Annotated in this window: 20 protein-coding genes and 1 pseudogene; 13 read left to right on the plus strand and 8 right to left on the minus strand. The window is 71.6% G+C overall.

Annotated features, from left to right (window positions below):
• From RB628_RS33285 to RB628_RS33295, 3 genes are all read left to right on the plus strand, one after another.
• The coding region (locus RB628_RS33285; RefSeq protein ID WP_318324347.1) for a BBE domain-containing protein at positions 1 to 211 on the plus strand (211 nt) is incomplete at its 5' end.
• Positions 208 to 1443 carry an MFS transporter gene (locus RB628_RS33290; protein ID WP_318324348.1) on the plus strand — a complete coding sequence of 412 codons (1236 nt, stop codon included), beginning with the start codon at positions 208 to 210 and terminating at the stop codon, positions 1441 to 1443. The genes RB628_RS33285 and RB628_RS33290, both read left to right, overlap by 4 nt.
• A 77-nt stretch (positions 1444 to 1520) precedes the next feature.
• On the plus strand, positions 1521 to 2189 hold the full coding sequence (locus RB628_RS33295; RefSeq protein ID WP_318324349.1) for a cupin domain-containing protein: 669 nt from the start codon (positions 1521 to 1523) through the stop codon (positions 2187 to 2189).
• A 97-nt stretch (positions 2190 to 2286) separates the two neighbouring features.
• Here RB628_RS33295 and RB628_RS33300 read toward each other — a convergent pair whose 3' ends face one another.
• Positions 2287 to 3093, minus strand: coding sequence for an SDR family NAD(P)-dependent oxidoreductase (locus tag RB628_RS33300; protein ID WP_318324350.1), 807 nt, complete (start codon positions 3091 to 3093; stop codon positions 2287 to 2289).
• Positions 3094 to 3285: 192 nt separating this feature from the next.
• Here RB628_RS33300 and RB628_RS33305 point away from each other — a divergent pair, with 192 nt between their 5' ends.
• A complete protein-coding gene (locus tag RB628_RS33305; protein WP_318324351.1) occupies positions 3286 to 4740 on the plus strand; it encodes an MFS transporter in 1455 nt (484 codons plus the stop codon).
• Here the strand turns inward: RB628_RS33305 and RB628_RS33310 are convergent.
• On the minus strand, positions 4680 to 5552 hold the full coding sequence (locus tag RB628_RS33310; protein ID WP_318324352.1) for an AfsR/SARP family transcriptional regulator: 873 nt from the start codon (positions 5550 to 5552) through the stop codon (positions 4680 to 4682). The two genes, RB628_RS33305 and RB628_RS33310, sit on opposite strands and share 61 nt — an antisense overlap.
• A 197-nt stretch (positions 5553 to 5749) precedes the next feature.
• Positions 5750 to 7408: an FAD-dependent monooxygenase gene (locus RB628_RS33315; protein WP_318324353.1), complete on the minus strand. Its 1659-nt coding sequence runs from the start codon at positions 7406 to 7408 to the stop codon at positions 5750 to 5752.
• 187 nt (positions 7409 to 7595) lie between these two features.
• Between RB628_RS33315 and RB628_RS33320 the strand changes: the two genes are divergently transcribed.
• From RB628_RS33320 to metF, 7 genes are all read left to right on the plus strand, one after another.
• Positions 7596 to 9278: a class I adenylate-forming enzyme family protein gene (locus RB628_RS33320; RefSeq protein ID WP_318324354.1), complete on the plus strand. Its 1683-nt coding sequence runs from the start codon at positions 7596 to 7598 to the stop codon at positions 9276 to 9278.
• A 35-nt stretch (positions 9279 to 9313) separates the two neighbouring features.
• Entirely contained in the window at positions 9314 to 10312 is a 999-nt protein-coding gene (locus tag RB628_RS33325) for a methyltransferase (protein WP_318324355.1), read from the plus strand.
• Between the two features lie 43 nt (positions 10313 to 10355).
• Positions 10356 to 12362, plus strand: coding sequence for an FAD/NAD(P)-binding protein (locus tag RB628_RS33330; RefSeq protein WP_318324356.1), 2007 nt, complete (start codon positions 10356 to 10358; stop codon positions 12360 to 12362).
• Entirely contained in the window at positions 12359 to 13840 is a 1482-nt protein-coding gene (locus RB628_RS33335) for an adenylosuccinate lyase family protein (RefSeq protein ID WP_318324357.1), read from the plus strand. Before RB628_RS33330 ends, RB628_RS33335 begins: the two co-directional genes overlap by 4 nt.
• A gap of 1 nt (position 13841) precedes the next feature.
• Positions 13842 to 15059 carry a methionine adenosyltransferase gene (metK, locus tag RB628_RS33340; protein WP_318324358.1) on the plus strand — a complete coding sequence of 406 codons (1218 nt, stop codon included), beginning with the start codon at positions 13842 to 13844 and terminating at the stop codon, positions 15057 to 15059.
• Between the two features lie 174 nt (positions 15060 to 15233).
• Positions 15234 to 16220, plus strand: coding sequence for a carbohydrate kinase family protein (locus tag RB628_RS33345; RefSeq protein ID WP_318324359.1), 987 nt, complete (start codon positions 15234 to 15236; stop codon positions 16218 to 16220).
• Entirely contained in the window at positions 16217 to 17158 is a 942-nt protein-coding gene (metF, locus tag RB628_RS33350) for a methylenetetrahydrofolate reductase [NAD(P)H] (protein ID WP_318324360.1), read from the plus strand. The genes RB628_RS33345 and metF overlap by 4 nt, the downstream gene beginning before the upstream one ends.
• A 20-nt stretch (positions 17159 to 17178) precedes the next feature.
• Here the strand turns inward: metF and RB628_RS33355 are convergent, their stop codons facing one another.
• The 3 genes from RB628_RS33355 to RB628_RS33365 form a co-directional block, all read right to left on the minus strand.
• Positions 17179 to 18000: an Ada metal-binding domain-containing protein gene (locus tag RB628_RS33355; protein WP_318324361.1), complete on the minus strand. Its 822-nt coding sequence runs from the start codon at positions 17998 to 18000 to the stop codon at positions 17179 to 17181.
• Positions 17997 to 18581 carry an RNA polymerase sigma factor gene (locus tag RB628_RS33360; protein ID WP_318324362.1) on the minus strand — a complete coding sequence of 195 codons (585 nt, stop codon included), beginning with the start codon at positions 18579 to 18581 and terminating at the stop codon, positions 17997 to 17999. The genes RB628_RS33355 and RB628_RS33360 overlap by 4 nt, the downstream gene beginning before the upstream one ends.
• Before the next feature lie 77 nt (positions 18582 to 18658).
• Positions 18659 to 19528, minus strand: a complete 870-nt coding sequence (locus RB628_RS33365; protein ID WP_318324363.1) for an AfsR/SARP family transcriptional regulator — start codon at positions 19526 to 19528, stop codon at positions 18659 to 18661.
• A gap of 443 nt (positions 19529 to 19971) precedes the next feature.
• On the opposite strand from RB628_RS33365, the gene RB628_RS33370 reads away from it, so the two are divergent.
• On the plus strand, positions 19972 to 21165 hold the full coding sequence (locus tag RB628_RS33370; RefSeq protein ID WP_318324364.1) for a transposase: 1194 nt from the start codon (positions 19972 to 19974) through the stop codon (positions 21163 to 21165).
• A 64-nt stretch (positions 21166 to 21229) separates the two neighbouring features.
• On the opposite strand, the gene RB628_RS33375 is transcribed toward RB628_RS33370, so the two are convergent.
• Entirely contained in the window at positions 21230 to 21457 is a 228-nt protein-coding gene (locus RB628_RS33375) for a hypothetical protein (protein ID WP_318324365.1), read from the minus strand.
• Between the two features lie 14 nt (positions 21458 to 21471).
• A pseudogene (locus RB628_RS33380) lies at positions 21472 to 21878 on the minus strand (helix-turn-helix domain-containing protein); the annotation flags it as partial.
• A gap of 70 nt (positions 21879 to 21948) precedes the next feature.
• Here RB628_RS33380 and RB628_RS33385 point away from each other — a divergent pair.
• Positions 21949 to 22161, plus strand: coding sequence for a hypothetical protein (locus RB628_RS33385; RefSeq protein ID WP_318324366.1), 213 nt, complete (start codon positions 21949 to 21951; stop codon positions 22159 to 22161).
• The last annotated feature ends 325 nt before the right edge of the window (positions 22162 to 22486 follow it).

Consider the following 22486-nt stretch of genomic DNA (forward strand, 5'->3'; position numbering starts at 1 on the left):
CGGCGTACCGGTCCCGAACGCCGTGACCGACGGCTGCTACGTCAACTACCCGGACATCGACCTGCACGACCCGGCGTACAACAAGTCCCAGGTGCCCTGGTACACCCTGTACTACAAGAACAGCTATCCCAGGCTCCAGAAGATCAAGGCCAAGTACGACCCGGGCAACGTGTTCCACCACAGCCAGTCCGTGCGGCTGCCGAAGCCGTGACGGCGCGGACGGAGGGGACCGCACCGGCACCCCGGGGGCAGGCCGGCGTCACCGGTGACTCCCGGCGCGGCGGTCTGCCCGCCGTGATCTCGGTGGCACTCGGCTCCTTCGTCCTGGTGCTCTCCGAACTGCTGCCGGTGGGCGCCCTGACCGACATCGGCGCCGACCTCGACGTGTCGACCGGCGTGACCGGCCTGCTCGTCGTGACGCCCGGGCTCGCCGCGGCCGTCGCCGCCCCCGTACTGACCCTGACGGCGGGGCGCCTGGACCGCCGTACGGTGCTGTGGACACTGGCCGCCCTGACGGCGGTGGCCAACCTGCTGTGCGCCGTGTCGCAGAACCTGGCGACGATGCTCGCCGGCCGGGTCCTGCTCGGCGCGGCACTCGGCGGGTTCTGGGCGGTGGGCGCGGCGGTCGCACCCCGGCTGGTGCCGCCCGAGTCCGCGCACCGGGCCGCCTCCCTGGTCACCGCCGGCATCTCGGTGGGCACCGTGGCGAGCCTTCCGCTCGCGGCGCTGGCGGGCGGGAGCACGGGCTGGCGTACCGCGTTCTGGGCCGCCAGTCTGGTGGCGCTCGGAGCCCTGGCCGCCCAGCTGCGGTACCTGCCGCCGCTGCCCGCCGGCCCCGTGATCGGCCGGCGGGCCCTGGCGGCCGTCCTGCGCAGCCCCGCGGCCAGGGGCGGGCTGCTGACCACCGCCCTGGTGTTCCTCGGGCACTTCGCCGCGTACACCTATGTCGGGCCCTACCTGGAACGCCAGGCGGACTTCGGCGGCCCGGCGATCGCCGCGGTGCTGCTCGCGTACGGAGTGGCCGGGATCGGCGGCAACTTCCTGGCCGGGCTGACCCTGGCCCGCTCCGTGCGGGGGACCGTCGGCGGGGCGGCCGCGGCACTCGCCGCGGCCGTCGCGCTGCTGCCAGTGTGCGCGGGCTCGCCCGTGCTGGTGAGCGTTCTCGTCGTGGTCTGGGGAGCGGCCTTCGGAATGGTGCCGCTGAGCCTGCAGACCGCGATGGCCAAGGCCGTGCCGGAGGCGCCCGAGAGCTCTCTCGCCGTCTTCGTGACCGCCGTACAGCTGTCGCTCGCGACGGGGTCGCTGCTCGGCGGCCTGGTGGTCGACGGGTACGGCGTGCCGGCCGGGCCGGTTCTCGGGGCGGCGCTCGCGGCGCTCGCGGTGACGGTCCCGCTGCTGTCGGCCCGGCGGTCCCGAACGAGGCAGCAAGAATCGGTGGTGTGACGGGCGGGGGCCTGGACGAGTCTGGGCGGCAGGAGCTCGTCCGGAGGGCCGGCCGAGCGTTCCCACTTGGAGGAGACATGGCTGTCCGCCCGGGCGAGGTCTACTACAACCCCAGGTGTCGGGAGAAGATCGTCATCAGGACGCCCGCCGCGCAGACCGGCGGTGAACGCGCGGTCATGGATCTCTACGTCGAGCCCGGCGGGTTCGCCGCCGGCTACCACACGCACCCGTTCAGCGAGGAGATATTCACGCTGGTGCGCGGCAGCCTGCGGGTGCACGTGGGTGGCCGCGACGTCATCCTCGACGAGGTCGGGCAAACCGTGACCGTGCCGGCCGGCACGGTGCACCGCTGGTTCGGCAACACCGAGAAGGAGACGTCCTTCGCGGTGGTCGAGCTGGTCAACCGGGCCGAGCGCTTCGAGCAACTGATCCTGCGTCAGCTGTTCGGCCTCGCCCAGGACGGCAAGACGGACGTGGAGGGGCGGCCGAACCTGCTCCAGCACGCCGTCACGATGCGTGAGTTCTCCGACGTCCTGAGGTTCACGGACCGGCCCTGGCCGGTCCAGCGCATCATGAACGGTGCCCTGGCACCGCTCGCCCGGCTGCTCGGCTACCGGGCCTGCAACCCGGAGTACATGGAGCGCGGCCCGCTGGAGATCGCCGAACTCGAGACACTGCCCGACGAGGTGGCCCGGCAGTTCGCCGGGCCGGCGCGTGAGCGGGGCGAGACCCCCGGCGTCCAGTAGGTGTGCGGCAGACGAAGCCGAGGACCCCGGTGGCCTGCTGGCCACCGGGGTCCTGTCGTGCTGGCCGGCCCGAGCGAGCCGGTCCGAAACGGCCGCGTCAGACGCTCTTGTGGAACCCGGCGTCGACCGCGTAGTCCGAGCCCGTGGTGCTCGCCGAGCGCGGCGAGGCCAGCAGCAGGACCGCGTCGGCGACCTCCTGCGGGGTGATGAGGCGGCCCGTGACCTGGCCCATCATCTGCGGGGCGATGCTCTCCATGACGCTGTCACGGTCGGCGCCCGCCATGCCGGCGATGATGTCGGCCGCGCCGCCCTCCTCGGTCCACCAGGCGGTCAGCACGGCGCCCGGGGAGACGGTGTTGACGCGGATGCCCTGGGCGCCGAACTCCTCCGACAGCGCCTTGGTCAGGTTGGACAGACCCGCCTTGGCGGCGCCGTACTCGATGTTGACCTGTGCGGGCTGGCGGGCCATGCCGGTGGAGACGTTGACGATGGAGCCGCCGCCGCGCTCGATCATGGCGGGGATGGCCGCGCGGATGGCACGGACGGCCGAGAACAGGTTGAACTCGAAGATCGCCTGCCACTGATCGTCGCTGCTGTCGAAGAAGCCGGTGCGCGGCATGGAGACACCGGGCGGCGGGCCACCCGCGTTGTTCACGAGGATGTCGATGCCGCCGAAGTGCTCGATCGCGCGGGCGACGACCTGCGCCGGTGCCTCGGCGTCCATCAGATCGGCGGGGACGTGCAGCAGGTCCGGGCCCGCCAGCTGCTCCAGTTCCGGGGTGCCCTTGCGGGAGACCGCCACGACCTTGGCGCCCTCTTCGAGCAGCGAACGCGTGATGGCCAGGCCGATGCCCTTGGAGGCTCCGGTCACCACGGCCACGCGGCCGGAAAGGTTGAGATCCATGCTTGTCCTTCGCTAGATCGAGACCCTCGCCCGAGAGGCAGGGGAGAACTCAGTGGCGCGCTCTCACAGGTTTGAACACCGGCTGCCCCCAACGGGTTGCACGGGCCCGGGGCTGCAACCGGCGATCGGACGGCGGGGTTCTGAACACCGTTCCCTCCCTGCTCCCTCCTCGCCCTCCTCCCAGGAGCTCCCATGCCTTCCTCGGCGCCCCGCCCGCACAGCTCAGTGGTGCTGCTGGTCTCGTGCGCCCCGCTGCTGGCCAACGCGGACGCCGGCCTCGTCGTCCTGGCCCTGCCCGGTATCCGACGCGACCTCTCCATGAGCCTGATCGAGGCGCACTGGGTGACCAACCTGTACGTCGTGCTGGTCGGCGGCCTGCAACTGCTCGGGGGCCGGCTCTGCGACCGGTACGGGGCGCGCCGGCTGCTGCGTGGATCCCTGGCCGGCTTCGGCGCCGCGTCCTTGGTGTGCGCGCTGGCGCCGAGCGCGACGGTGCTCCTGATGGGCCGGGCCGGCCAGGCGGTGGCCGCGGCGGCGATGGTCCCGGCCGCCATGTGCGTGCTGTTCACCGTGGTGCCGGGGGAGGCGGAGCGGCGCAGGGCCCTCGCCCGGTGGACGGCGTCCGGCGGCATCGGCGCCGTCGCCGGCGTACTGGCGGGCGGCCTGGCGGCCGGCCACCTCGGCTGGCGCTGGGCGTTCCTGCTGGACGTCCCACTCGCGCTGGGCGCCGCGGTGGCGGCCCGGCGGCTCGGCCCGGACGTACGTGAACACCACCCGGACACCGCCCTGGACGTCCGCGGGGCGCTGCTGCCGGCCGGGGCGCTGCTGTCGCTGGTGTACGCGCTGGTGGGTCTCGCGGAGCACGGGTTCGGGTTCCCCACGTGGACCGCGCTCGCCGTGGCGGTACTCCTGGGAGGGGCGTTCTCGCGGTGGCGGAGACGGACGCGGGCATCCGGTCCGCTGCTGCCGGCGGTGGTCCTGCGCAACCGTCCGCTCGCGGTCAGCGCGCTGGGCATAGTGTTCGTCGCCGCGTCGACGGGCCCCGTGGTGTTCGTCGGCAGCCTGTACCTCCAGGAGGCGCGCGGGTACGGCGCCTGGCCCGCCGCGTGTGCCCTGCTGCCGGTCGTGGGCGGGGTACTGGTGGTGGGACGGTGGTGTGTCCGGGCCCTGGGACGGTTCGGCCCGCGCAGGTCCTGTCTGGCCGGCTGCGGGCTCACCGGCTCGGGTCTCGTACTGCTGACGAGACTGTCGCCCGACTCGCGGTACGCGACGGAGGTCCTGCCGGGGCTGCTGCTCATAGGGGCGGGCCTGCCCGTCCTGTGGATGGCCTGCGAGCTGGCGTCCGTGTCGACACTGGACCCCTCGGCGATCGGGGCGGCCGCCGGGGTGGTGCAGTGCGCAGGCCAGATCGGCGCCGCCCTGGGACTGGGCCTGGCGGTGACCCTGTACACCGGGACCGGCGCCCCGACGGACCCGGCCGCGGGCGCTGGCCGGGTCTTCTGGTGCTGCACGGCCCTGACGGCATGCGTAGCGCTCACCGCCTACCTGGGCCTACGGCCCGACCGCCGGACCGGTGGGGTGGCGGGTCATGCGCCCAGCAGTATGGGGTGGGCCCCGGACCGGGTCGTCGATGGGGTCCGGGGGTGAGTGGTGTGCGGGTGTGGGTTGGGGACGCCCGCGTCCAGGGAGGGGCGGAACTCAGCTGCGGACGGGGGCTCCAGGCGGGGGTGTCCGGCCAGGATGTCGGTGATCAGATGGTGGATGCGCCGGCTGGGGGAGGTGCTCAGTTCCGTGCGCAGTACGTCGCACAGCCGCTGGAAGACACCGAGCGCGTCGGCCTGACGGCCCGACCGGTACAGGGCCAGCATCAGCTGGCCGGTGAGCTCCTCGTTGGCGGGATCCCGGTGGACAAGGGCATGGAGCTCGGCGAGCAGCTGGTGGTGGCGGCCCAGCCGGAGTTCGGCGTCCATGCGCTGGACCACGGATTCGGTGTGGGTCTGTCCGATCGCCGCGAGTGCGGCGCGCAGCAGTGGCCCGGTGGGCGCGTCGATGAAGCCCGGCCCGGTCCACATCGTGTGGGCGGCCCGTAACTGCCGGACTCCTTCGTCGAGTTTCCCGGCGTCGAGGGCGGCCCGTCCGGCGCGGATCCGGTGTTCGTAGGCGTTCAGGTCGAGTTCGCCGTCCCGGACGCGGAGCAGGTAGCCCTGGTCGCGGGTGACGATCCGGCCAGAGTCCCTGGACGTCGGTGACGCCTCGCTCTCCTTGAGCATGCGGCGCAGCTGCATCACATAGGTGTGCACCGCGGCGACCGCGCGAGGAGGCGGGCTGTACTCCCACAGCTCCTCGACGAACTGCCCCATGGACACCACGCGGTTGGCGCTCAGCAGGAGCAGAGCCAACATCTGGCGGTGCTTGGGCGCGCTGGGAGTCCGGTAGCTGCCGTTCTCTGTGACGGACATGGGTCCAAGTATCGAGAAACGCATTATCTCTCCCCGTTTAATGTGCCAGTGCGTCAACTCTTCCAGCGTAACCACGATCTGGCACATAAGGACGGTCCGGACGCCCACTTTGGCAACTCTTCGGCAGGCGTTCCGGACCGCCTCTTGGAAGGGGACTCCGAATTTCCGTTTCTTATGTCCGGGGCAGAGATGGAAGGTTACTGTCCGGTGACGCGTGCCAGTACTTCCGCCGGATTTCGGGGCGGCCGGTTGCCGCGCCAGGCCACATGCTGATCCGGCCGTACGAGGACCAGGTCCCGCCCGTACAATTCCCGCCCGGCGGGGTCGTCCACCTGAACCACGGAAAACGGAATGCCGGATTCTCTGGCGGCCTTTTCGAACCCGTAGGTGTCCTGGTGGACGCCGCACAGACTCAGCAGGGTGAACCCGGTCCCGATCCGGTCGAAGAGCGAGCCGCCCGGCCCGTGTTCCTCGTCCAGCCACAGATGCGGGGCGCGTCCGCCGGGCACCCCTGACGGTGTGTAGGAGGTGAAGTCGTCCGGTGGCGGCGTGGCACCGTCGGCGAGGACGACGGGCGACGCGTCGTAGCGGGCGCCCAGCTGCACCCCGAGCGTGTCCATGGTGAGCCGGCCGTACGCGGCGAGCGCCGCCCCCGTCCGCAGCCGGGTCGCCTCGCCCGCGGCGCTGTCCTCCTCCAGGAGGGGCGGCCGTTCGACGGCCCCGAGGGCGATGTTCAGTTCACGGGCGGCCGCCGTGTTGCGCAGGGCGACGGGCCGGCGCTCCGCCTCGTACGACGGCAGCAGGCCCGGGCCCGCCCAGCCCTGCACCGCGGCGGCCAGCTTCCACGCCAGGTTGGCCGCGTCGTCCACCCCCGTGTTCATGCCGAACCCGCCGTTCGGCGTGAACAGGTGCGCGGCGTCTCCGGCCAGCCAGACGCGCCCGGCCCCGAAGCGCTCGGCGACCAGTGCGGCGCCCGGTGTCCAGGCGCGGCGCCCGAGAACCTCCACCTCGACCGGGACGCCCACGGCCCGGCGTACCAGCTCCACGATCGCGCCCTCGTCGGGGTCGTCCGGATCGGCCGAACTCGTCAGCAGGAAGAACTCGTCGGCGCCGTTGAGGGCGATCAGGTTGAGCGCGATCTCGCCATTGAAGACCCAGTTGCTCCACGCGGCGTGCTCCCGCAGGAACCGGCCGTACATCCCCGGCACGCGCAGCCGCGCGGCGGTCGCCCGGCGCCCCAGGACGTCCTGGTCCAGCGAGCCCTCGCCGGTGTACGAGATGCCCAGCGAGCGCCGTACGAGGCTGTGCCCGCCGTCGCAGCCGACCGCGTACCGCGCTTCCCAGGTGCGGGGCCCGCCAGGGCCCGCCACGGCGACGATGACGCGGTCGTCGCTCTCGTGGACCGCGGTGACCCGGTGGCCGTAGCGCAGCGCGATGCCCGGCCGAGTGCGGGCGTGTGCCAGCAGCAGCTGTTCGACGTACATCTGGTTCGCGCGGTGCATCGGCTCGGGCACCTGGTCGGTCCGGTCGGCCGCCGCCACCCCGGCCCGCACCTCGTCGGCGCCGGGCCACGGCAGGTGGGTCAGCAGATGGCCGCTGTAGCGGGTGAAGAAGGAGATGCCGGCGCTGTGGCCGCCGGGCAGCCCCAGTTCCCGTATCCGCGAGGCCAGTCCGAGCCTGCGGTAGTGCTCCATCGTGCGGGCGCCGTGGGTGCTGCCCCGGGGCTCCGCCAGGACCGAGTCCGCGCTGTCGAAGACGACCGACTCGCACCCGTGGTGGTCCAGGAAGAGCGCGAGCAGCAGCCCCACGGGACCGCCCCCGACGATGGCGACCGGCGTATGCGAAGGACGGTCCATCGAACTGGCCTCCAGCCTGAGTTCACGCAAACAGGGGCGGCATCTTCTCAATACCTTCTGAAGGATTAATGGAGATGCTGCTCAGCGAAATATCGAGTTCTTCTCCAGGGACTCTTTAGAAGCTGCCTGGACACTCTCTTCCGCCACCTGTCCGACTTCTCCGAGTCCCCCGAGCGTGAGGTATTCCATGTTTCTCCTGGGCACGCACCGGTCGGTTGTGCAGCGACTACGCCTCTACACGAACAGGAATCTTGGGGCGGGAAACTTCTTCTGGCACGCCTGGCGGATTTCGCAGGACCGGGACCGGCCACTCCTGTTCCACCCGGACGTCACACAGCCGGCCTGGGAAAACCGGGAATGGCAGGGCTTCTCCCTGAACGACATCCGGCTCGCCGTCCTGCGGTACGCGAACTGGTACCGCGAACAGGGTGTCACCGGGGGCTCGCACGTCGGCCTCTACACGGGCCACGGGCTGCACGGGCTGCTCCACCACATCGCCGTCACCTCGCTCGGCGCGGCGGCCGTCCACTGCAATCCGCGCATGGCACCGCAGACCGCGTCCGAGTACTTCCTGCGCACCGGCACCGGGCTCGTCGTCGGTGACGCCGACCTGCTGAAGGACCTCACCTCCGCCTGGCAGACCGCGGGCGCCACCGCCCCGTCCGTCCAGGACATCCAGGTCCTCGACACGGAGGCCGTCCGGCCGCGCGGCCCCATCCCGTCGTTCCCCCACCAACACGCCGCCGACGACCTGGTCATGGTGTCCCACTCCTCGGGAACCACCGGCCGTCCCAAGGCGCCCGTCTTCCACCACCGGTCGTTCTTCGCCGGCAAGCGCGAGCGGCTGTGGACGTTCCCGTCGCTGCGCTCCGACCGGCTCCTGACGGCGCTGCCGCACAGCCACTCGGCCGGCATCAGCTATCTGTCCATGGCCCTGCTGCTGGGCATTCCCACGCTCATCGTGGACGGCGCGAACGGAGAACGGGTGACTCGCGCGGTCAACGCCTTCAAGCCCACGATCGTCCTCGGCTTCCCGCTCACCCTCGCCGAGATCGACCCGGCCGCCATCAGCCCGGACGCGGCCCGGCACGTGCACACCTGGAACGGCATGGGCGACGCCTCGCACGAGCGGCACATCCGTCCGCTGACCGCCCTCGGCACCCCCGGTACCGGATCGGTCTACGTCGACGGCCTCGGCTCGTCCGAGATGGGCATGGTGCTGTTCAAGGCCGCCCACACCGACCGGTCGAACCACTACGGGCGTCACATCGGCAAGCCCGTCGGCGTGGTGCGCGAGGCGGCGGTTCTCGACCCGTCCGGGCGTGAACTGCCCGACGGCCAGGCCGGCCTGCTCGGCGTCAAGGGAGCAAGTGTGACTCCCGGCTACTGGGACGACCCGGGACTCACCAAACAGTCCATCCTCAACGGCTACTTCCTCACAGGCGACATCGTCCGCAAGGACGGCGAGGGCAACTGGTACCACCTGGACCGCACCCCCGACGTCATCCGGGCCGCCGCCGGCGACATCCACAGCCTGCCCCTCGAAGAGGTCGTGCTGAACACCACCCGGGCCCTGGACGCCGCGGTCATCGCGGTCGACGATCCCCAGCAGCCCGGCAGGTCCTGCCCCGCCGCCGTTGTCTACTACGCGGACGGCATCGACCGCGATGCCGCGGACCTCCTCATGGTGTGCAACGCGGCCCTCGACAAGGCCGGTCTGCCGCGTCTGAACGCGCTGATCCTCACGGCGGAGCGGGACCACCTCCCCGTCGGCGTGACCGGAAAGGTCCTCAAGCGGACGCTGCGCGAGAGCCACCACGACGTACTGAGCCGGCCCGCCACCAATACCGTCGCGAAGTCCGCGGCCTGATCCCGCGTCAGCCTGCCGACCGAAGAGGAACGAGCATGCCCGACCAGAAAGCAGTGCGCCGGGTCGTCGACATCATCACCGGTACGTGGCAGGCCCAGGCGCTGTACGCGGCCGTCGCCCTTCGCGTCGCCGACCACGTCGCCGCCGGACACACCACCGACGAAGCGCTCGCCGAACAGACCCGGTCCGACCCGGACGGCATCCGCCGGCTGACGCGGCTGCTGACCGCGATGGACGTCCTGGACCCCGTGTCCACCGGCCACCGGCTCACCTCCACCGGGGAACTGCTGCGGTCCGACGCCCCGCAGTCCATGAGCGACATGGTCCGCATCTACGGCGAGGAGTTCCACCGCGCGTGGGGCGCGGTCGTCCCCGCCGTGCGGACCGGGACCTCCGGATTCCAGCACGCGTTCGGCATGTCGCTCCACACCTATCTGCGCGACCCCGAACTGGGCGCCAAGTTCCAGCGCGCCATGAACGCGGGCAACGTCTTCTTCCCGGACGTCCTCGACGTCTTCGACTTCGCCGGCCACCGCACCGTGGTCGACGTCGCCGGCGGCAGCGGAGCGTTCCTCGGCACGGTGCTCGCACGACACCCCCGGCTGCACGGCATCCTCTTCGACCAGCCGCACATGGTGCCCGTGGCCACCGCCCACCTGGACGAGGCGGTCGGTTTTGGGTGCTACGAGGTCCGGGCGGGCGACATCTTCGAGGGGGTGCCCGGTGGCGGCGACCTGTACCTGCTCTCCCGCGTCCTGCAGGACTGGGACGACGTCCGCTGCGCGACCCTGCTCCACCACATCCGCGCGGCCATGCCGGCGGACGGCCGGCTGCTGATCCTCGAACGGGTCGTCCCCGAGCACGGCGAGACTCTCCTGCCGTTGCTGTACGACCTGCATCTGCTCATGGCCGCCGGCGGCCGCGAACGCGACCTCGCCGGCTATCGCGACCTGCTCTCGGCAGCCGGGCTGCGGCTGGAATCCGTACACGGACTCTCTCTCGAAACCAGCCTTCTGGTCGCGGCTGCCGCATGACCACGCGTGCACCTGCCCCTTCCACATGTATCGGAGTAGCGAGATGAGCAGCGGGGATCTCACGGTCTGCATCGTCGGTGCTGGGCCCCGTGGACTGTCGGTACTGGAGCGGATCTGCGCCAACGAGCGGAAGTCCCCCTCCCATTCCTCGGTGATCGTCCACGTGGTCGACCCCTTCCGGCCCGGCCCCGGTCAGGTGTGGCGCACCGCGCAGTCGCCGCATCTGCTCATGAACACCGTGGCGTCCCAGGTCACCGTCTACACCGACCACAGCGTGGAGATGGAAGGGCCCGTGGAGGAGGGTCCCAGCCTCTACGAATGGGCGTCCGCCCTGTCCCTGCCGGGGACCCCGGCCGAACCTGGCGCCCCGTCCGACGCCGCCTTCCTGGCCGAGGCGCGGCGCAGCGGTCCTGACTCCTACCCGAGCCGCGCCCTGTACGGCCGTTACCTGGAGGAGTGCTTCGACCGGATCGTCGGCGGCGCCCCGGACCACATCACCGTACGGGTGCACCGGACGACGGCCGTCGCCCTCGACGACACCGGCCAGGGGCCGGCCCAGACCCTGACGCTCACCGACGGCGTCCGGTTGACCGGGCTCGACGCGGTGGTGCTGGCCCAGGGACACGTGCCCGCCAGGGCCACGCCGCAGGAGACGGGCCTGGCCGAGGAGGCCAGGGCCAGGGGCCTGACACATGTCCTGCCCGCCAACCCGGCGGACGTGGACCTGTCGGCGCTGCGGCCGGGCGAACCCGTGCTGCTGCGCGGCCTCGGGCTCAACTTCTTCGACCACATGGCCCTGCTCACCGTCGGAAACGGCGGCCGGTTCGAACGCGCCGGCGGCCGACTGCGCTATGTGCCCTCGGGCCGTGAGCCGAGGCTGTACGCCGGATCCCGGCGCGGCGTGCCCTACCACGCGCGCGGCGAGAACGAGAAGGGCGCGCACGGCCGTCATCTGCCCCGGCTGCTCACGCCCGAACGGATCGAGAAGCTGGCCGACCGGGCGGTGGACGGCGAGCGGATCCACTTCAGCAGCGACGTATGGCCTCTCATCGCCAAGGAGGTCGAGAGCGTCTACTACGGAACGCTGCTCACCGCGACGGGCCGGGCCGGGGAACAGGCGGGGCTCGTCGACCGCTATCTGGCGGTGCCCGCAGGCGAGGACGAGCAGCGGCTGCTCGACGAGTACGGCATCGGCGCCGACGACCGCTGGGACTGGCAGCGCATCTCCCTGCCCTACGGCGCACGGGTCTTCACCGACCGGGCAGACTTCCACGGCTGGCTGCTGGAGTACCTGGCCGAGGACGTGCGCGGGGCGCGGGCCGGGAACATCAGCGGCCCGCTCAAGGCCGCACTGGACGTTCTGCGCGACCTGCGCAACGAGATCCGCCTCGTCGTGGACCACGGCCGGCTGGAGGGCAACTCCTACCGGGACGACCTCCAGGGCTGGTACACCCCCCTCAACGCGTTCCTGTCGATCGGCCCGCCCGCTTCCCGCATCGAGGAGCTCATGGCCCTGGTGGAGGCCGGGACGGTCGGACTGGTCGGGCCGGGCATGCGGGTCGCCGTGCGCACCGACCACCCCGGGCCGCCCGCCTTCGAGGCGACCTCCGACCGGGTGGGCGGCGCCCCGGTCCGCGCCCGCGTCCTGATCGAGGCCCGCCTGCCCGAGCCGGACGTGCGCCGCACCGACGACCCTCTGCTGGGCCACCTGCTGGCGACCGGACAGATCACTCCGTACCGCATCGCCGGTACCTGCGGCACGAGTTACGAGACCGGCGGGGTGTCCGTCACCGAGCGGCCCTATCACGTGGTGGCCGCCGACGGCCGGGTCCACCCACGCCGGTTCGCCTACGGCGTCCCGACCGAGGCCGTCCACTGGGTCACCGCCGCGGGCATCCGGCCCGGCGTCAACTCCGTGACCCTCGGCGACTCCGACGCGATCGCCCGCGCCGTGCTGAACCTCGGACCCGCCCGGGGCGCGTCCGCACGGCTCCCCTCCGGCCGGAACCGGACCACCGCGGCCGCCGCGGAGAAGAAGGTGCGCCGATGACCGCCGAGTCCGCAACAGCGTCCCGCCGGCCCCCGGAGCAGGACGGCGGTACGGCACCGGGCCCGGACAGCGGGCTGCTGTCGCCGGTCCGGGCGGGCGTCCCCGTCGAGGGCGCGGTCTGCGACCTCGCGTGGCTCCAGGCCATGCTCGACGCGGAGGCCGCACTGGCCCGGGCCCAGGCCGCACTGGGTACCGTGCCCACCTGGGCCGCCGAGGCGATCACCGAGGCGGCCGACGCCCGCCGGTTCGATCCGCGCGCCCTCGCGCTCGCCTCCCGGGAGACGGCGAACCCCGTGGTCGGCCTGGTCCAGGAGCTGGGCCGGCTGGTCGCCGAGACCGCTCCCGACGCCGCCGAATACGTACACCGCGGCTCCACCAGCCAGGACATCCTCGACACGGGGGCCATGCTGGTGGCCCGGCGCGCCCTGCGCCTGATCCGGGCCGACCTCGACCGTACGGCCGAAGCGCTGGCCCGCCTGGCCGAGCGCCACCGCGACACCCCGATGGCCGGACGCACCCTCGCCCTGCACGCCGTACCCATCACGTTCGGGCTCAAGGCGGCCGGCTGGCGGGAGCTGGTGCGCCAGGCCGGCCGGCGGCTGGCCGACGTCTCGGACAACCTGCCCGTCTCGCTCGGCGGCGCCGCCGGAACGCTCGCCGGATACCTGGAGTACGCGCGCCTCGAAGGCGCCGCGGCGGACCCCGGCGACTACGCCGACCGGCTCGTCGACGCCTTCGCGGCCGAGACGCGGCTCGCCCGCCCGGTGCTGCCCTGGCACGCCCTGCGCACCCCGCCGGCCGACCTCGCGGCAGCCCTCGCCTTCTCCGCCGGAGCACTGGGCAAGCTCGCCGTCGACACACAGGCCCTGACCCGCACCGAGGTCGGCGAGGTCGGCGAGCCCGCGGTCGCCGGCCGCGGCGGTTCCTCCGCCATGCCCCACAAGCGCAACCCGGTCCTCGCCACCATGATCCGCAGCGCCGCTCTCCAGGTACCGGCCCTCGCCGGCGCCCTGACCCAGTGTCTGGTCACCGAGGACGAACGGTCGGCCGGAGTCTGGCACGCGGAGTGGCTGCTGCTGCGCGAATGCCTCCGGCTCACCGGCGGCGCCGCCCACACCGCCGCCGAGCTCGCCGAGGGGCTGGTGGTACGCCCGGAGCGGATGCGCGCCAACCTCGGCCTGACCGGCAGCCAACTGGTGTCCGAACGCGTCGCCGCCGTCCTCGCACCGCTGCTCGGCCGCGCCCGCGCCCGGCAGCTGCTCACCGAGGCCTCCGCGACCGCCGAACGCGAGGGCTCCGCGCTGCACACCGTGCTCGGCGCGATCCCGGAAGTCGCCGCCCACCTCGACGACCAGGAACTGGCCGCCCTCCTGGACCCGGTCACCTACACCGGTGTCGCAGGCCCCCTCGTCGACCGGGCCCTGAGCCCGGCCTCGGCCCCACGCCCGCAGCCGTCCACCGTCAACCCAGGGAGCTGACATGTCCCGCCGTCTCTTCACCTCGGAGTCCGTGACCGAGGGCCACCCCGACAAGATCGCCGACCAGATCAGCGACACGGTTCTCGACGCGCTCCTGCGGGAGGACCCGGCCTCCCGGGTCGCCGTCGAGACGCTCATCACCACCGGCCAGGTCCATGTCGCCGGCGAGGTCACCACGCGGGCGTACGCGCCGATCGCACGGCTCGTCCGCGAACGGATCCTGGAGATCGGCTACGACTCCTCCGTCAAGGGCTTCGACGGCGCGTCCTGCGGCGTCTCCGTCTCCATCGGCGCCCAGTCCCCGGACATCGCACAGGGCGTCGACACCGCGTACGAGTCGCGCGTCGAGGGAAACGACGGAGAGGCGGCCGACGTCGGCCATCAGGGCGCGGGTGACCAGGGCCTCATGTTCGGCTACGCCTGCGACGAGACGCCCGAGCTGATGCCGCTGCCGATCCTCCTCGCCCACCGGCTCGCCCGTCGTCTCTCCGAGGTCCGCAAGGACGGCACCATCCCCTACCTGCGTCCGGACGGGAAGACCCAGGTCACCCTCGAGTACCTGGGCAGCCGTCCGATCCGTCTGGACACGGTGGTCGTCTCCTCGCAGCACGCCGCCGGCGTCGACCTCGACGGGCTGCTCACCCCGGATGTCCGGGAGCTGGTCGTCGAGGGCGTCCTCAAGCAACTCGCCGAGGACGGCATCAACCTGGAGACCGACGGATACCGCCTCCTCGTGAACCCGACCGGCCGGTTCGAGATCGGCGGCCCGATGGGTGACGCGGGCGTGACCGGCCGCAAGATCATCATCGACACGTATGGCGGCATGGCCCGGCACGGCGGCGGCGCCTTCTCGGGCAAGGACCCGTCCAAGGTGGACCGCTCGGCGGCGTACGCGATGCGCTGGGTCGCGAAGAACGTGGTCGCCGCGGGCCTGGCCTCGCGCTGCGAGGTGCAGGTGGCGTACGCGATCGGCAAGGCCGAGCCGGTGGGCCTGTTCGTGGAGACCTTCGGCACCGCGGCCGTGGCCGTCGACCGTATCGAGCGGGCCATCGGCGAGGTGTTCGACCTGCGGCCGGGGGCGATCGTCCGCGATCTCGACCTGCTCCGTCCGATCTACGCCCAGACCGCCGCGTACGGCCACTTCGGCCGGGAGCTCCCGGACTTCACCTGGGAGCGCACCGACCGGGTCGACGCCCTGCGCGACGCGGCCGGCCTGTAGAAGGACCCGTCCGGCGGCCGATGCCGGCGTCTGCGGCGCCCTGCGACCCGGGCGCCCGACGAGACGCCGCAGCCTCGCTCCGACCTGATCCACCGAAGACAGGCCCCGGACCCGGACCCGGACTCAGCGCAGATCCAGACCCAGACCCTGATCCGAACCCCGAGGGAGACCTCCGTGCGCATCGCCGTGACCGGTTCCATCGCCGTGGACCACTTGATGGTCTACCCCGGACGTTTCGCCGACCAGCTCGTCGCCGACCGGCTCGACCGCGTGTCGCTGTCCTTCCTCGCCGACGAACTGGAGATCCGTCGCGGCGGTGTGGCCGCCAACATCGCACTCGGGCTCGGCAGGCTCGGTGAGCGACCGCTGCTGGCCGGGGCGGTGGGCCCGGACTTCGCCGAGTACCGCGAATGGCTGCACGCGGGCGGTGTCGACACCGGTCTGGTCCTGGTCAGCGAGTCCCTGCACACCGCCCGCTTCGTGTGCACCACGGACGCCGACCAGAACCAGATCGCCACCTTCTACGCCGGTGCCATGTCTGCCGCACGGGACATCTCCCTCGAGTCCGCGGCCCGTTCCGAGGACGGTCTCGGCCTGGTGGTCGTCGCCCCCAACGACCCCGCGGCGATGCTCCGGCACACCGAGGAGGCCCGCGCCCTGGGCATCCCGTTCGCCGCGGACCCCTCCCAGCAGCTCGCCCGGGTCTCACCCGACGAGGCACGGAGCCTCGTCGACGGGGCCCTGTTCCTGTTCACCAACGAGTACGAGGCGGCCCTGCTCCAGCAGCTCACCGGCTGGACCGAGGACGAGATCCTCGGCCGTGTCGGCAGCTGGCTCACCACCCTCGGCGCGCAGGGCGTGAGCATCGCCCGCGCGGGCCGGCCCCGGGACCTGGTACCCGCCGTCCCCCCGTCCGCCGTCGTCGATCCGACCGGCGCGGGCGACGCCTTCCGCGCGGGCTTCCTCGCGGGCGTGGCCCGGCGGTGGCCGTACGAGCGGGCCGCGCAACTGGGGTGCGCGATCGCGGCCCTGGTCCTGGAGTCGGTCGGTACACAGGAGTACAAGGTGTCCACCGCCGACCTGCTGCTCAGGATCGAGCACGCGTACGGTCCGGCCGTCGCCCAGGACATCATGGCGCGGACGAGCGGGGCGGCGGTATGAGCGCCGGGGCAGCGGCCCGGCGCCCTGCCGGGGTGCGGGACATCCTGGCGCGGGGTGAGTGTTCCTTCTCCTTCGAGTTCTTCCCGCCGAAGACCGAGGCGGGGGAGCGCACCCTGTGGAACGCGATCCGGCGGGTCGAGGCGTTCGCACCCTCGTTCGTCTCCGTGACCTACGGCGCAGGCGGGTCGTCCCGGGACCGCACGGTCGGGATCACCCGACGGATCGCAACCGAGACGACCCTGCGGCCCGTAGCGCACCTGACCGCCGTCGGCCACTCGGTGGCGGAACTGCGGAACATCGTCGGACAGTACGCCGACGCCGGCGTGCGGGACATCCTCGTACTGCGCGGAGACCCGCCGGGAGACCCGCGCGGCCTCTGGGTCCCGCACCTGCGGGGTCTGCGGTACGCCCATGAACTGGTGCGCCTGGTGCGTGAGTCGGGCGACTTCGGCGTGGGCGTCGCGGCCTTCCCCGAGCGGCACCCCCGCTCGGTGGACTGGGACAGCGACATCCGGCACTTCGTCGCGAAATGCAGGGCGGGCGCCGACTACGCCATCACCCAGATGTTCTTCCGCGTGGAGGACTATCTGCGCCTGCGCGACCGGGTCTCGGCGGCCGGCTGCGACATTCCGATCATCCCCGCGATCATGCCTGCCACGGACGTACGACAGATCCGCCGCTTCGCCGAGCTGAGCGACGCCACCTTCCCGAAGGCCCTCGCCGACAAGCTGGAGGAGGCGCGGGACGACCCGGCGGAGGGCCGGCGCGTCGGCGTCGACCACGCCACGGCCATGGCCCGGCGGCTGCTCGCCGAAGGCGCCCCGGGCCTGCACTACATCACGCTCAACCGTTCCACCGCGACGCTCCGGATCCACCGGAACATCCAGGGCGCCACCTCCACCGCAGGCGACGTCCAGGCCCACGCGGGCGCCCGCTGACGCCTACTCAGGACGCCTGCTCAGACCGACACGGGCCGGCAGCTCTTGCAGGCGCGGTAGCCCGCCCGGTGCGCGTCCCGCGCGGTCGCGAACGGCACCTGGTGCGGCGCGGTGATGCGCCGGGCGTGCGCACACGTGGGATGGCAGTAGATGTGGGTGGTGTCGCTGCCGAGGAACACCGCGCCGCTGTGCGACCACCGGTGCACCCCGGCCATGTCGATCCCCTCGGCGGCGCGCAGCGCGTCACCGGTGCCGGGGAGGTACGCGGCGTCGCACGGCGCTCCGTTCTCGTGCGTCACCCGATGACAGGGGACGAGCACGACGAACGGGTTGCGCGCGAGCACGCCCAGGACGGCGTCGCTGGTCCCCGTGTACGCAGGCGACGCCTCCCGGGCGACCCACGAGAGGGGGCGCAACTGCCCTGCGGGGATGGCCCGGACCGCTCGCAGGACGGCGGCCGTCGCCTCGTCCACGGGACGGGGGTCCAGCGGCAGCTTCTTGGCCCGCCCGGTGCGCAGGGCGGTCGTCAGCCCGGGAAACGGCTTGCGCGCCGGGATCGCGGACCGGCCGGTACGTGAGCGGTGCGACTCCTCGAACCGCTCGGCCGTCAGTACCGACGTCGCCAGCGCGGACCCGGTGACGGACTCCGGCGCGAAGGCCACGAACAGTCCGCCCGCCGGTGAGTCCAGCCGCACATACGTGTCGTAGCGCTCACGCGGGATGCCCACGCGTTGCAGGACCCTCAGGGCGAAGTCCACGGGTACCGGCGGTGCGCCCAGCTCGCCGGCCGGAACCGCGTCGTTCTGCGACACGGGGGGCCCGCCGTGATCCTTCCTGTTCATGTAGTCACCTCCCTCAGCTCCTCTTCCGTCCCCAACAGCCGACGCAGGTCGCCCATCGCACGCGAGACCTGGGCCTTGGCCGTCCCGACGGGACAGCCCTGCACCTGAGCGACCTCCGCATAACTCATGCCGACCACGTGACGCAGTACCACCGGTATCCGGTAGTACTCCGGTAACTCGGACAGCGCGGCGACCAGGCGGCCCCGGTCGTCCGCGTTCAGGGCCCGTTCCGCCGGGCCCGGATTCACGTCCGGCCAGTTGTCCTGCGCGTCGTCCACCCGGACGGCGGACACGGGGCGACGGGTACTGCTGCGTACATGATTGCGCCACACGTTCGCCGCGATGGTCATCAGCCAGGCACGCGGGTGCAGCGCCCGCCGCCGCTCCGGGCCGTAGCCCTGCAGCGCCGTGTAGGCACGCAGAAACGTGTCCTGCCCCAGATCGTCCGCCTCGGCGGGCGACCCGGACACACGAAGCAGGAACGCGTGCACGCCCTTGGCGTGGACGCGCACCAGTTCCGTGAAACCGTCGTCCAGATCCGTTGCCAACAGATCGGTCAACTGTTCGGCTGCGTTGTCCATCACTGATAGAACACCATTCCCGGAAAAAGGGTTGCCGAAGGCTGCGGGGGCCGGCGCGGGCGTTCCGCCGTGGCCGGTCAGGTGGCCGTACAGCCCGTCAGCCGCAGGAGCGCGGGCTCCTCCGCGTCGATGGCCTCGTACAGTCGCCGCAGACGTGGCACCGGTTCGATGCCGAAGGAGTCCCGCAGCCGACAGCGGAGCCGGTGGAACACGCCGAGCGCCTGGGGCCGCATGCCGGAACGGTGGAGCGCGAGCATGTACTGGGCCTGGATGTTCTCGTGCGTCGGATGCTGCGTGGCCAGTGTGCCGAGTTCGTCGAGGAGGTCCTGGTGCCGGCCCAACTGGAGATCGGCCTCGACCCTCCACTCCAGCACACCCTTGCGGGCCTCTTCCAGTTCGATGACATGAGCGGAGCTGAGCGCACCGGACGGCACGTCCGTGAGGGCGGGCCCCCGCCACAGTGCGAGGGCCTCGCCGAGCAGCTGGGAGGAGCGCGCGAAGGATCCGGTCACGGACGCCTCCCGGCCGCGCTGGGCGAGGTGTTCGAACCGGAGCCGGTCGCTGGCCTGCGCCGCCACCTTGAGCTGGTACCCCTGGTTGCGGGTCACCAGCGTGTGGCTGCGGTCCGCGGACGCGTTGCGCAGAATCTGGCGGATGTACAGCACATGGGTCTGGAGTGTGGACATCGCAGTCTTCGGCGGGTGGGATCCCCACAACTCCGCGATGCACTCGTCGGCCCGGACCAGACGGTTGGCGTTGAGGATCAGGAAGGCGAGGAGCTGACGGGGCTTGGGCGCGCTGGGAGTGCAGTTGCGGCCGTCGACGACGAGGGACAGCGGGCCGAGGACACCGACCTGGAGCGAGGTCTCACCGGGTTCGGGCGCGGTGTCGGCTCCCGGCCGGCGGTGCTGGGACACGAGGACGCGGCTGGTGGTTCGCCTCGTCATACGAGCTCCCGTACGTACGAGGCGGAGCCCCGCTGCCACAACGTTTCTGCCGGAGGCTTTCTGGGGGCGCCGGCCCGCCGGTCGCTCCGCATCGACGAACGGGTACGGACGGCTCGCAGCTGTCGCATGACGAACTTCCTCCACTGAATCGGTCATGGGGGTCGTTTCCCGGCTTGCGGGGCAACTTTCGGACTTGGGGCGCGATCCATGCAACGCCGACTTGCGAAAGATGCACCGGCAGTTGTTCTTGGCGAAATGACGACCGTCGCCGCAGGCGGGAGGCAACCGTTCCGGTCGTGATGGGGTTTGTCTCTGCTGGGGAGGACGTTCGTAACATCTTCGCAAAGTGTGCGTAATCCTTTGTTTTCGTCACGAAAAACTCAAAGTGCTGGACAACCTGCTGCCCGGCAGGTGCTGGGTCACGCTGATCACGGGGAGAGCGCATGACCACGAACCGCACACCACACGAACAGGATCCGGCCTACCGGACAGCGCTCGCCGAGTTCGGCGCGGCCGTGTTCGGTCATCTGCCACGCCAGGACCAGCGTCGGTGGGCGCAGACGTACCTCATGGGGCTGCTGCGTACGCCGGGCAAGAAGTCCGCACGGCGCATGGCGGCCGCGGTCTCCGACGTACCCACCGCGTCCCAGTCGCTGCATCGGTTCATCAGCATGAGCCCCTGGCCGTGGGAGCCCTCGCGCAGCGCCCTGGCCCGTTGGACGGAGCAGCGGGCCACCGTGCGGGCCTGGAGCCTGTTACCGGTCGTCACGCCCAAACGGGGCCAGTACTCCGTCGGTGTGCAGCAGGCTTTCGACGCCGAGGCCGGGCGCGTCGTCAACTGCCAGGTGGGCCTCGCCCTGCTGCTCTCCACCTGCTGCGACGACATACCGGTCGACTGGCGGCTCCATCTGTCCGAGGCCTGGTGCGACGACCCGCAGCTGCGCCGCCGAGCCCGGCTGCCGGACACGGCCGGCGCCCGTCCCCTGTGGGCTCTCGGGCTGGAACTGGTCGAGGCCCAGACCGCGCGCTCCGAGGGGCCGCCGCTCCCGGTACTGGCGGACGCCCGCGAGTTCTTCGACGCCAGAGCCCTGGTCACCGGGCTGAGCGGCCGCGGCGCCAAGTTCGTCGTCTCCATCGCCGACAACCTGACGATGCGCGTCGGTCCCCACCTGGGAACGCAGCGGCGAGCGGGTGCGGCGTTGCCTGCCGGGCGCCTGTGTGTCGACGACCGACTGCTGCACCGGAGCGCCCCGCCCCGGGCGCACACCTCGCAGGGACGCCAGGCACGGGCCGCGGTCGTATGGACTCTTTCCGGTCCGGTTCACCTGCCTCGTGCCGACCACACCCTGCGGCTGCTGGCCGCCTGGTGTCCCAAGGGCACCAGGCCGACCGGCATCTGGGTGACCAACCTGCTGCACGCCGACATCGACGAACTGATCGCGTTGGCCGGCGCGCAGACCGGCACCGGCGGGGTCGTACAGCCACTGCGTGAACGCTTCGGGCTCAGCGACTTCGAGGGGCGCTCGTTCCCCGGCTGGCACCACCACAAGACACTCGTCTCGGTCGCGTACACCTGGCACCAGTTCTCCGGAGCCTCCGCCTGCACGCACCCCTCGGCGTCGCAGGCCGCCGCGTAGACCCGTGACAGCGCCGATGACGCAGACGCCGTGGGCGGGGCCCATCCCCTCGGCCTCGCCGGTGTCAGGCCGCCCGGTCCGTTCCGTCGAGCACGGTCTCCGGGATCTGGACGTTGATCAGTTCCCCTGAGCGAGGGTCGACGGTGAGGCCGCGGCCGGGTCTGCGGCCGCGCAGGTGGGCGTGGGCCAGACGGGCCCCGACGAAGTCGCCCTCCAGGATGCTCTGCGGGCCGAGGAGGACGCCCTTGCGGTGCCGTTTCAGGGCGCTGAGCCAGCCCATCGCGCCCGTCATGGTCTCCCCGGTGGCGGAGATGACGATGCCGATGCCCCGGTCCCTGTCCGACTGGGCCAGGGCGCGCAGAAGGGCCGGTCGGCGGCGATCCGGTCGATCGGCAGAAGCGTCCCGTCGAGGATCAGGTACGCCTTCATCGATGCGGCCCGTACTGCTTCGGCGAGCATGGGGGCGAGGGCGGCCAGGAGTTCGATGGCCTCGGTGATGTAGCGGTAGGCGGTGGTGGTGCCGATCCCGAAACCGGCTGCGAGCTGGGCGCAGGGCTGGCCGTTGCGGAGGTGGGCGAGGGTGAGCAGGGCCTGTCGGCCCGCACTCGGGCGCCGCCACCGCGTGCCGAGAGCGTGCCGACGTTCTCTCAGCGGGCGGCAAGGAAGCGGAGGGCAGAGCTGGACACGTCAACGCCGGACGGGTAGACAAGCATGCGAAGCCTCTGACGGACATGTCCGCGCTGGTGTCCTTCATGGTCTTGACGACCTTGCTGGCCTCGACGTATGAGTCCGCCCTCCCATCCCGTTGGCAGGCCCGACGACGGCAGCACGCATTTCACTGCTCGTCTCGACGTGCTCCCGGGCAGGGTCGTCGCGGATGCTGTCGGCGGGCGCCTCGGTCGGCAGGTCGCCGACCCGGACGTGGGGGTCAGCCGGGTGATCGAAGGAGAGCCGGTACGTGTGAGGTCCGGGCTGGAACTGGCCGTAGCGGTGTAGTGCGCTTGATGCGCGTGCGCGGCGAGGACTGAACTCCGAATCTCAGGAACGCCAGTGGCACCGTCGGTGCGGACATTGCGAGGCCCCTTTGGCGAGCACTCTCCGTGAAGGCTGACGGTCACTCAGATGTCCCTGATGCATCGTCACCAATTTAAGATCATCTTGCACGCACGTTGCACAAGGTGATGAAAAACAGCGACGATCAATGGAGGGTCCCGCAAGTGTGTAACGGCAGGTCAGCAGGCATTTAGGAGTGTCGTGCCCCTCATCTTCTAGGCCCGGACTTCGCGGGTCACCGTTTCAGGTTTGTGGCCAGTGGGTTTGT

It is taken from the genome of Streptomyces sp. ADMS, assembly GCF_033441795.1.
Classification (GTDB): Bacteria; Actinomycetota; Actinomycetes; order Streptomycetales; family Streptomycetaceae; genus Streptomyces.

Excerpts from the sequence above, each read along its gene's own strand:
- RB628_RS33295 (WP_318324349.1), top strand. The coding sequence starts at position 1,521 with ATGGCTGTCCGCCCGGGCGAGGTCTACTACAACCCCAGGTGTCGGGAG.
- RB628_RS33300 (WP_318324350.1), bottom strand. The coding sequence starts at position 3,093 with ATGGATCTCAACCTTTCCGGCCGCGTGGCCGTGGTGACCGGAGCCTCC.
- RB628_RS33305 (WP_318324351.1), top strand. The coding sequence starts at position 3,286 with ATGCCTTCCTCGGCGCCCCGCCCGCACAGCTCAGTGGTGCTGCTGGTC.
- RB628_RS33310 (WP_318324352.1), bottom strand. The coding sequence starts at position 5,552 with ATGTCCGTCACAGAGAACGGCAGCTACCGGACTCCCAGCGCGCCCAAG.
- RB628_RS33315 (WP_318324353.1), bottom strand. The coding sequence starts at position 7,408 with ATGGACCGTCCTTCGCATACGCCGGTCGCCATCGTCGGGGGCGGTCCC.
- RB628_RS33320 (WP_318324354.1), top strand. The coding sequence starts at position 7,596 with ATGTTTCTCCTGGGCACGCACCGGTCGGTTGTGCAGCGACTACGCCTC.
- RB628_RS33325 (WP_318324355.1), top strand. The coding sequence starts at position 9,314 with ATGCCCGACCAGAAAGCAGTGCGCCGGGTCGTCGACATCATCACCGGT.
- RB628_RS33330 (WP_318324356.1), top strand. The coding sequence starts at position 10,356 with ATGAGCAGCGGGGATCTCACGGTCTGCATCGTCGGTGCTGGGCCCCGT.
- RB628_RS33335 (WP_318324357.1), top strand. The coding sequence starts at position 12,359 with ATGACCGCCGAGTCCGCAACAGCGTCCCGCCGGCCCCCGGAGCAGGAC.
- metK (WP_318324358.1), top strand. The coding sequence starts at position 13,842 with ATGTCCCGCCGTCTCTTCACCTCGGAGTCCGTGACCGAGGGCCACCCC.
- metF (WP_318324360.1), top strand. The coding sequence starts at position 16,217 with ATGAGCGCCGGGGCAGCGGCCCGGCGCCCTGCCGGGGTGCGGGACATC.
- RB628_RS33355 (WP_318324361.1), bottom strand. The coding sequence starts at position 18,000 with ATGAACAGGAAGGATCACGGCGGGCCCCCCGTGTCGCAGAACGACGCG.
- RB628_RS33360 (WP_318324362.1), bottom strand. The coding sequence starts at position 18,581 with ATGGACAACGCAGCCGAACAGTTGACCGATCTGTTGGCAACGGATCTG.
- RB628_RS33365 (WP_318324363.1), bottom strand. The coding sequence starts at position 19,528 with ATGACGAGGCGAACCACCAGCCGCGTCCTCGTGTCCCAGCACCGCCGG.
- RB628_RS33370 (WP_318324364.1), top strand. The coding sequence starts at position 19,972 with ATGACCACGAACCGCACACCACACGAACAGGATCCGGCCTACCGGACA.
- RB628_RS33375 (WP_318324365.1), bottom strand. The coding sequence starts at position 21,457 with ATGACGGGCGCGATGGGCTGGCTCAGCGCCCTGAAACGGCACCGCAAG.
- RB628_RS33385 (WP_318324366.1), top strand. The coding sequence starts at position 21,949 with ATGAGTCCGCCCTCCCATCCCGTTGGCAGGCCCGACGACGGCAGCACG.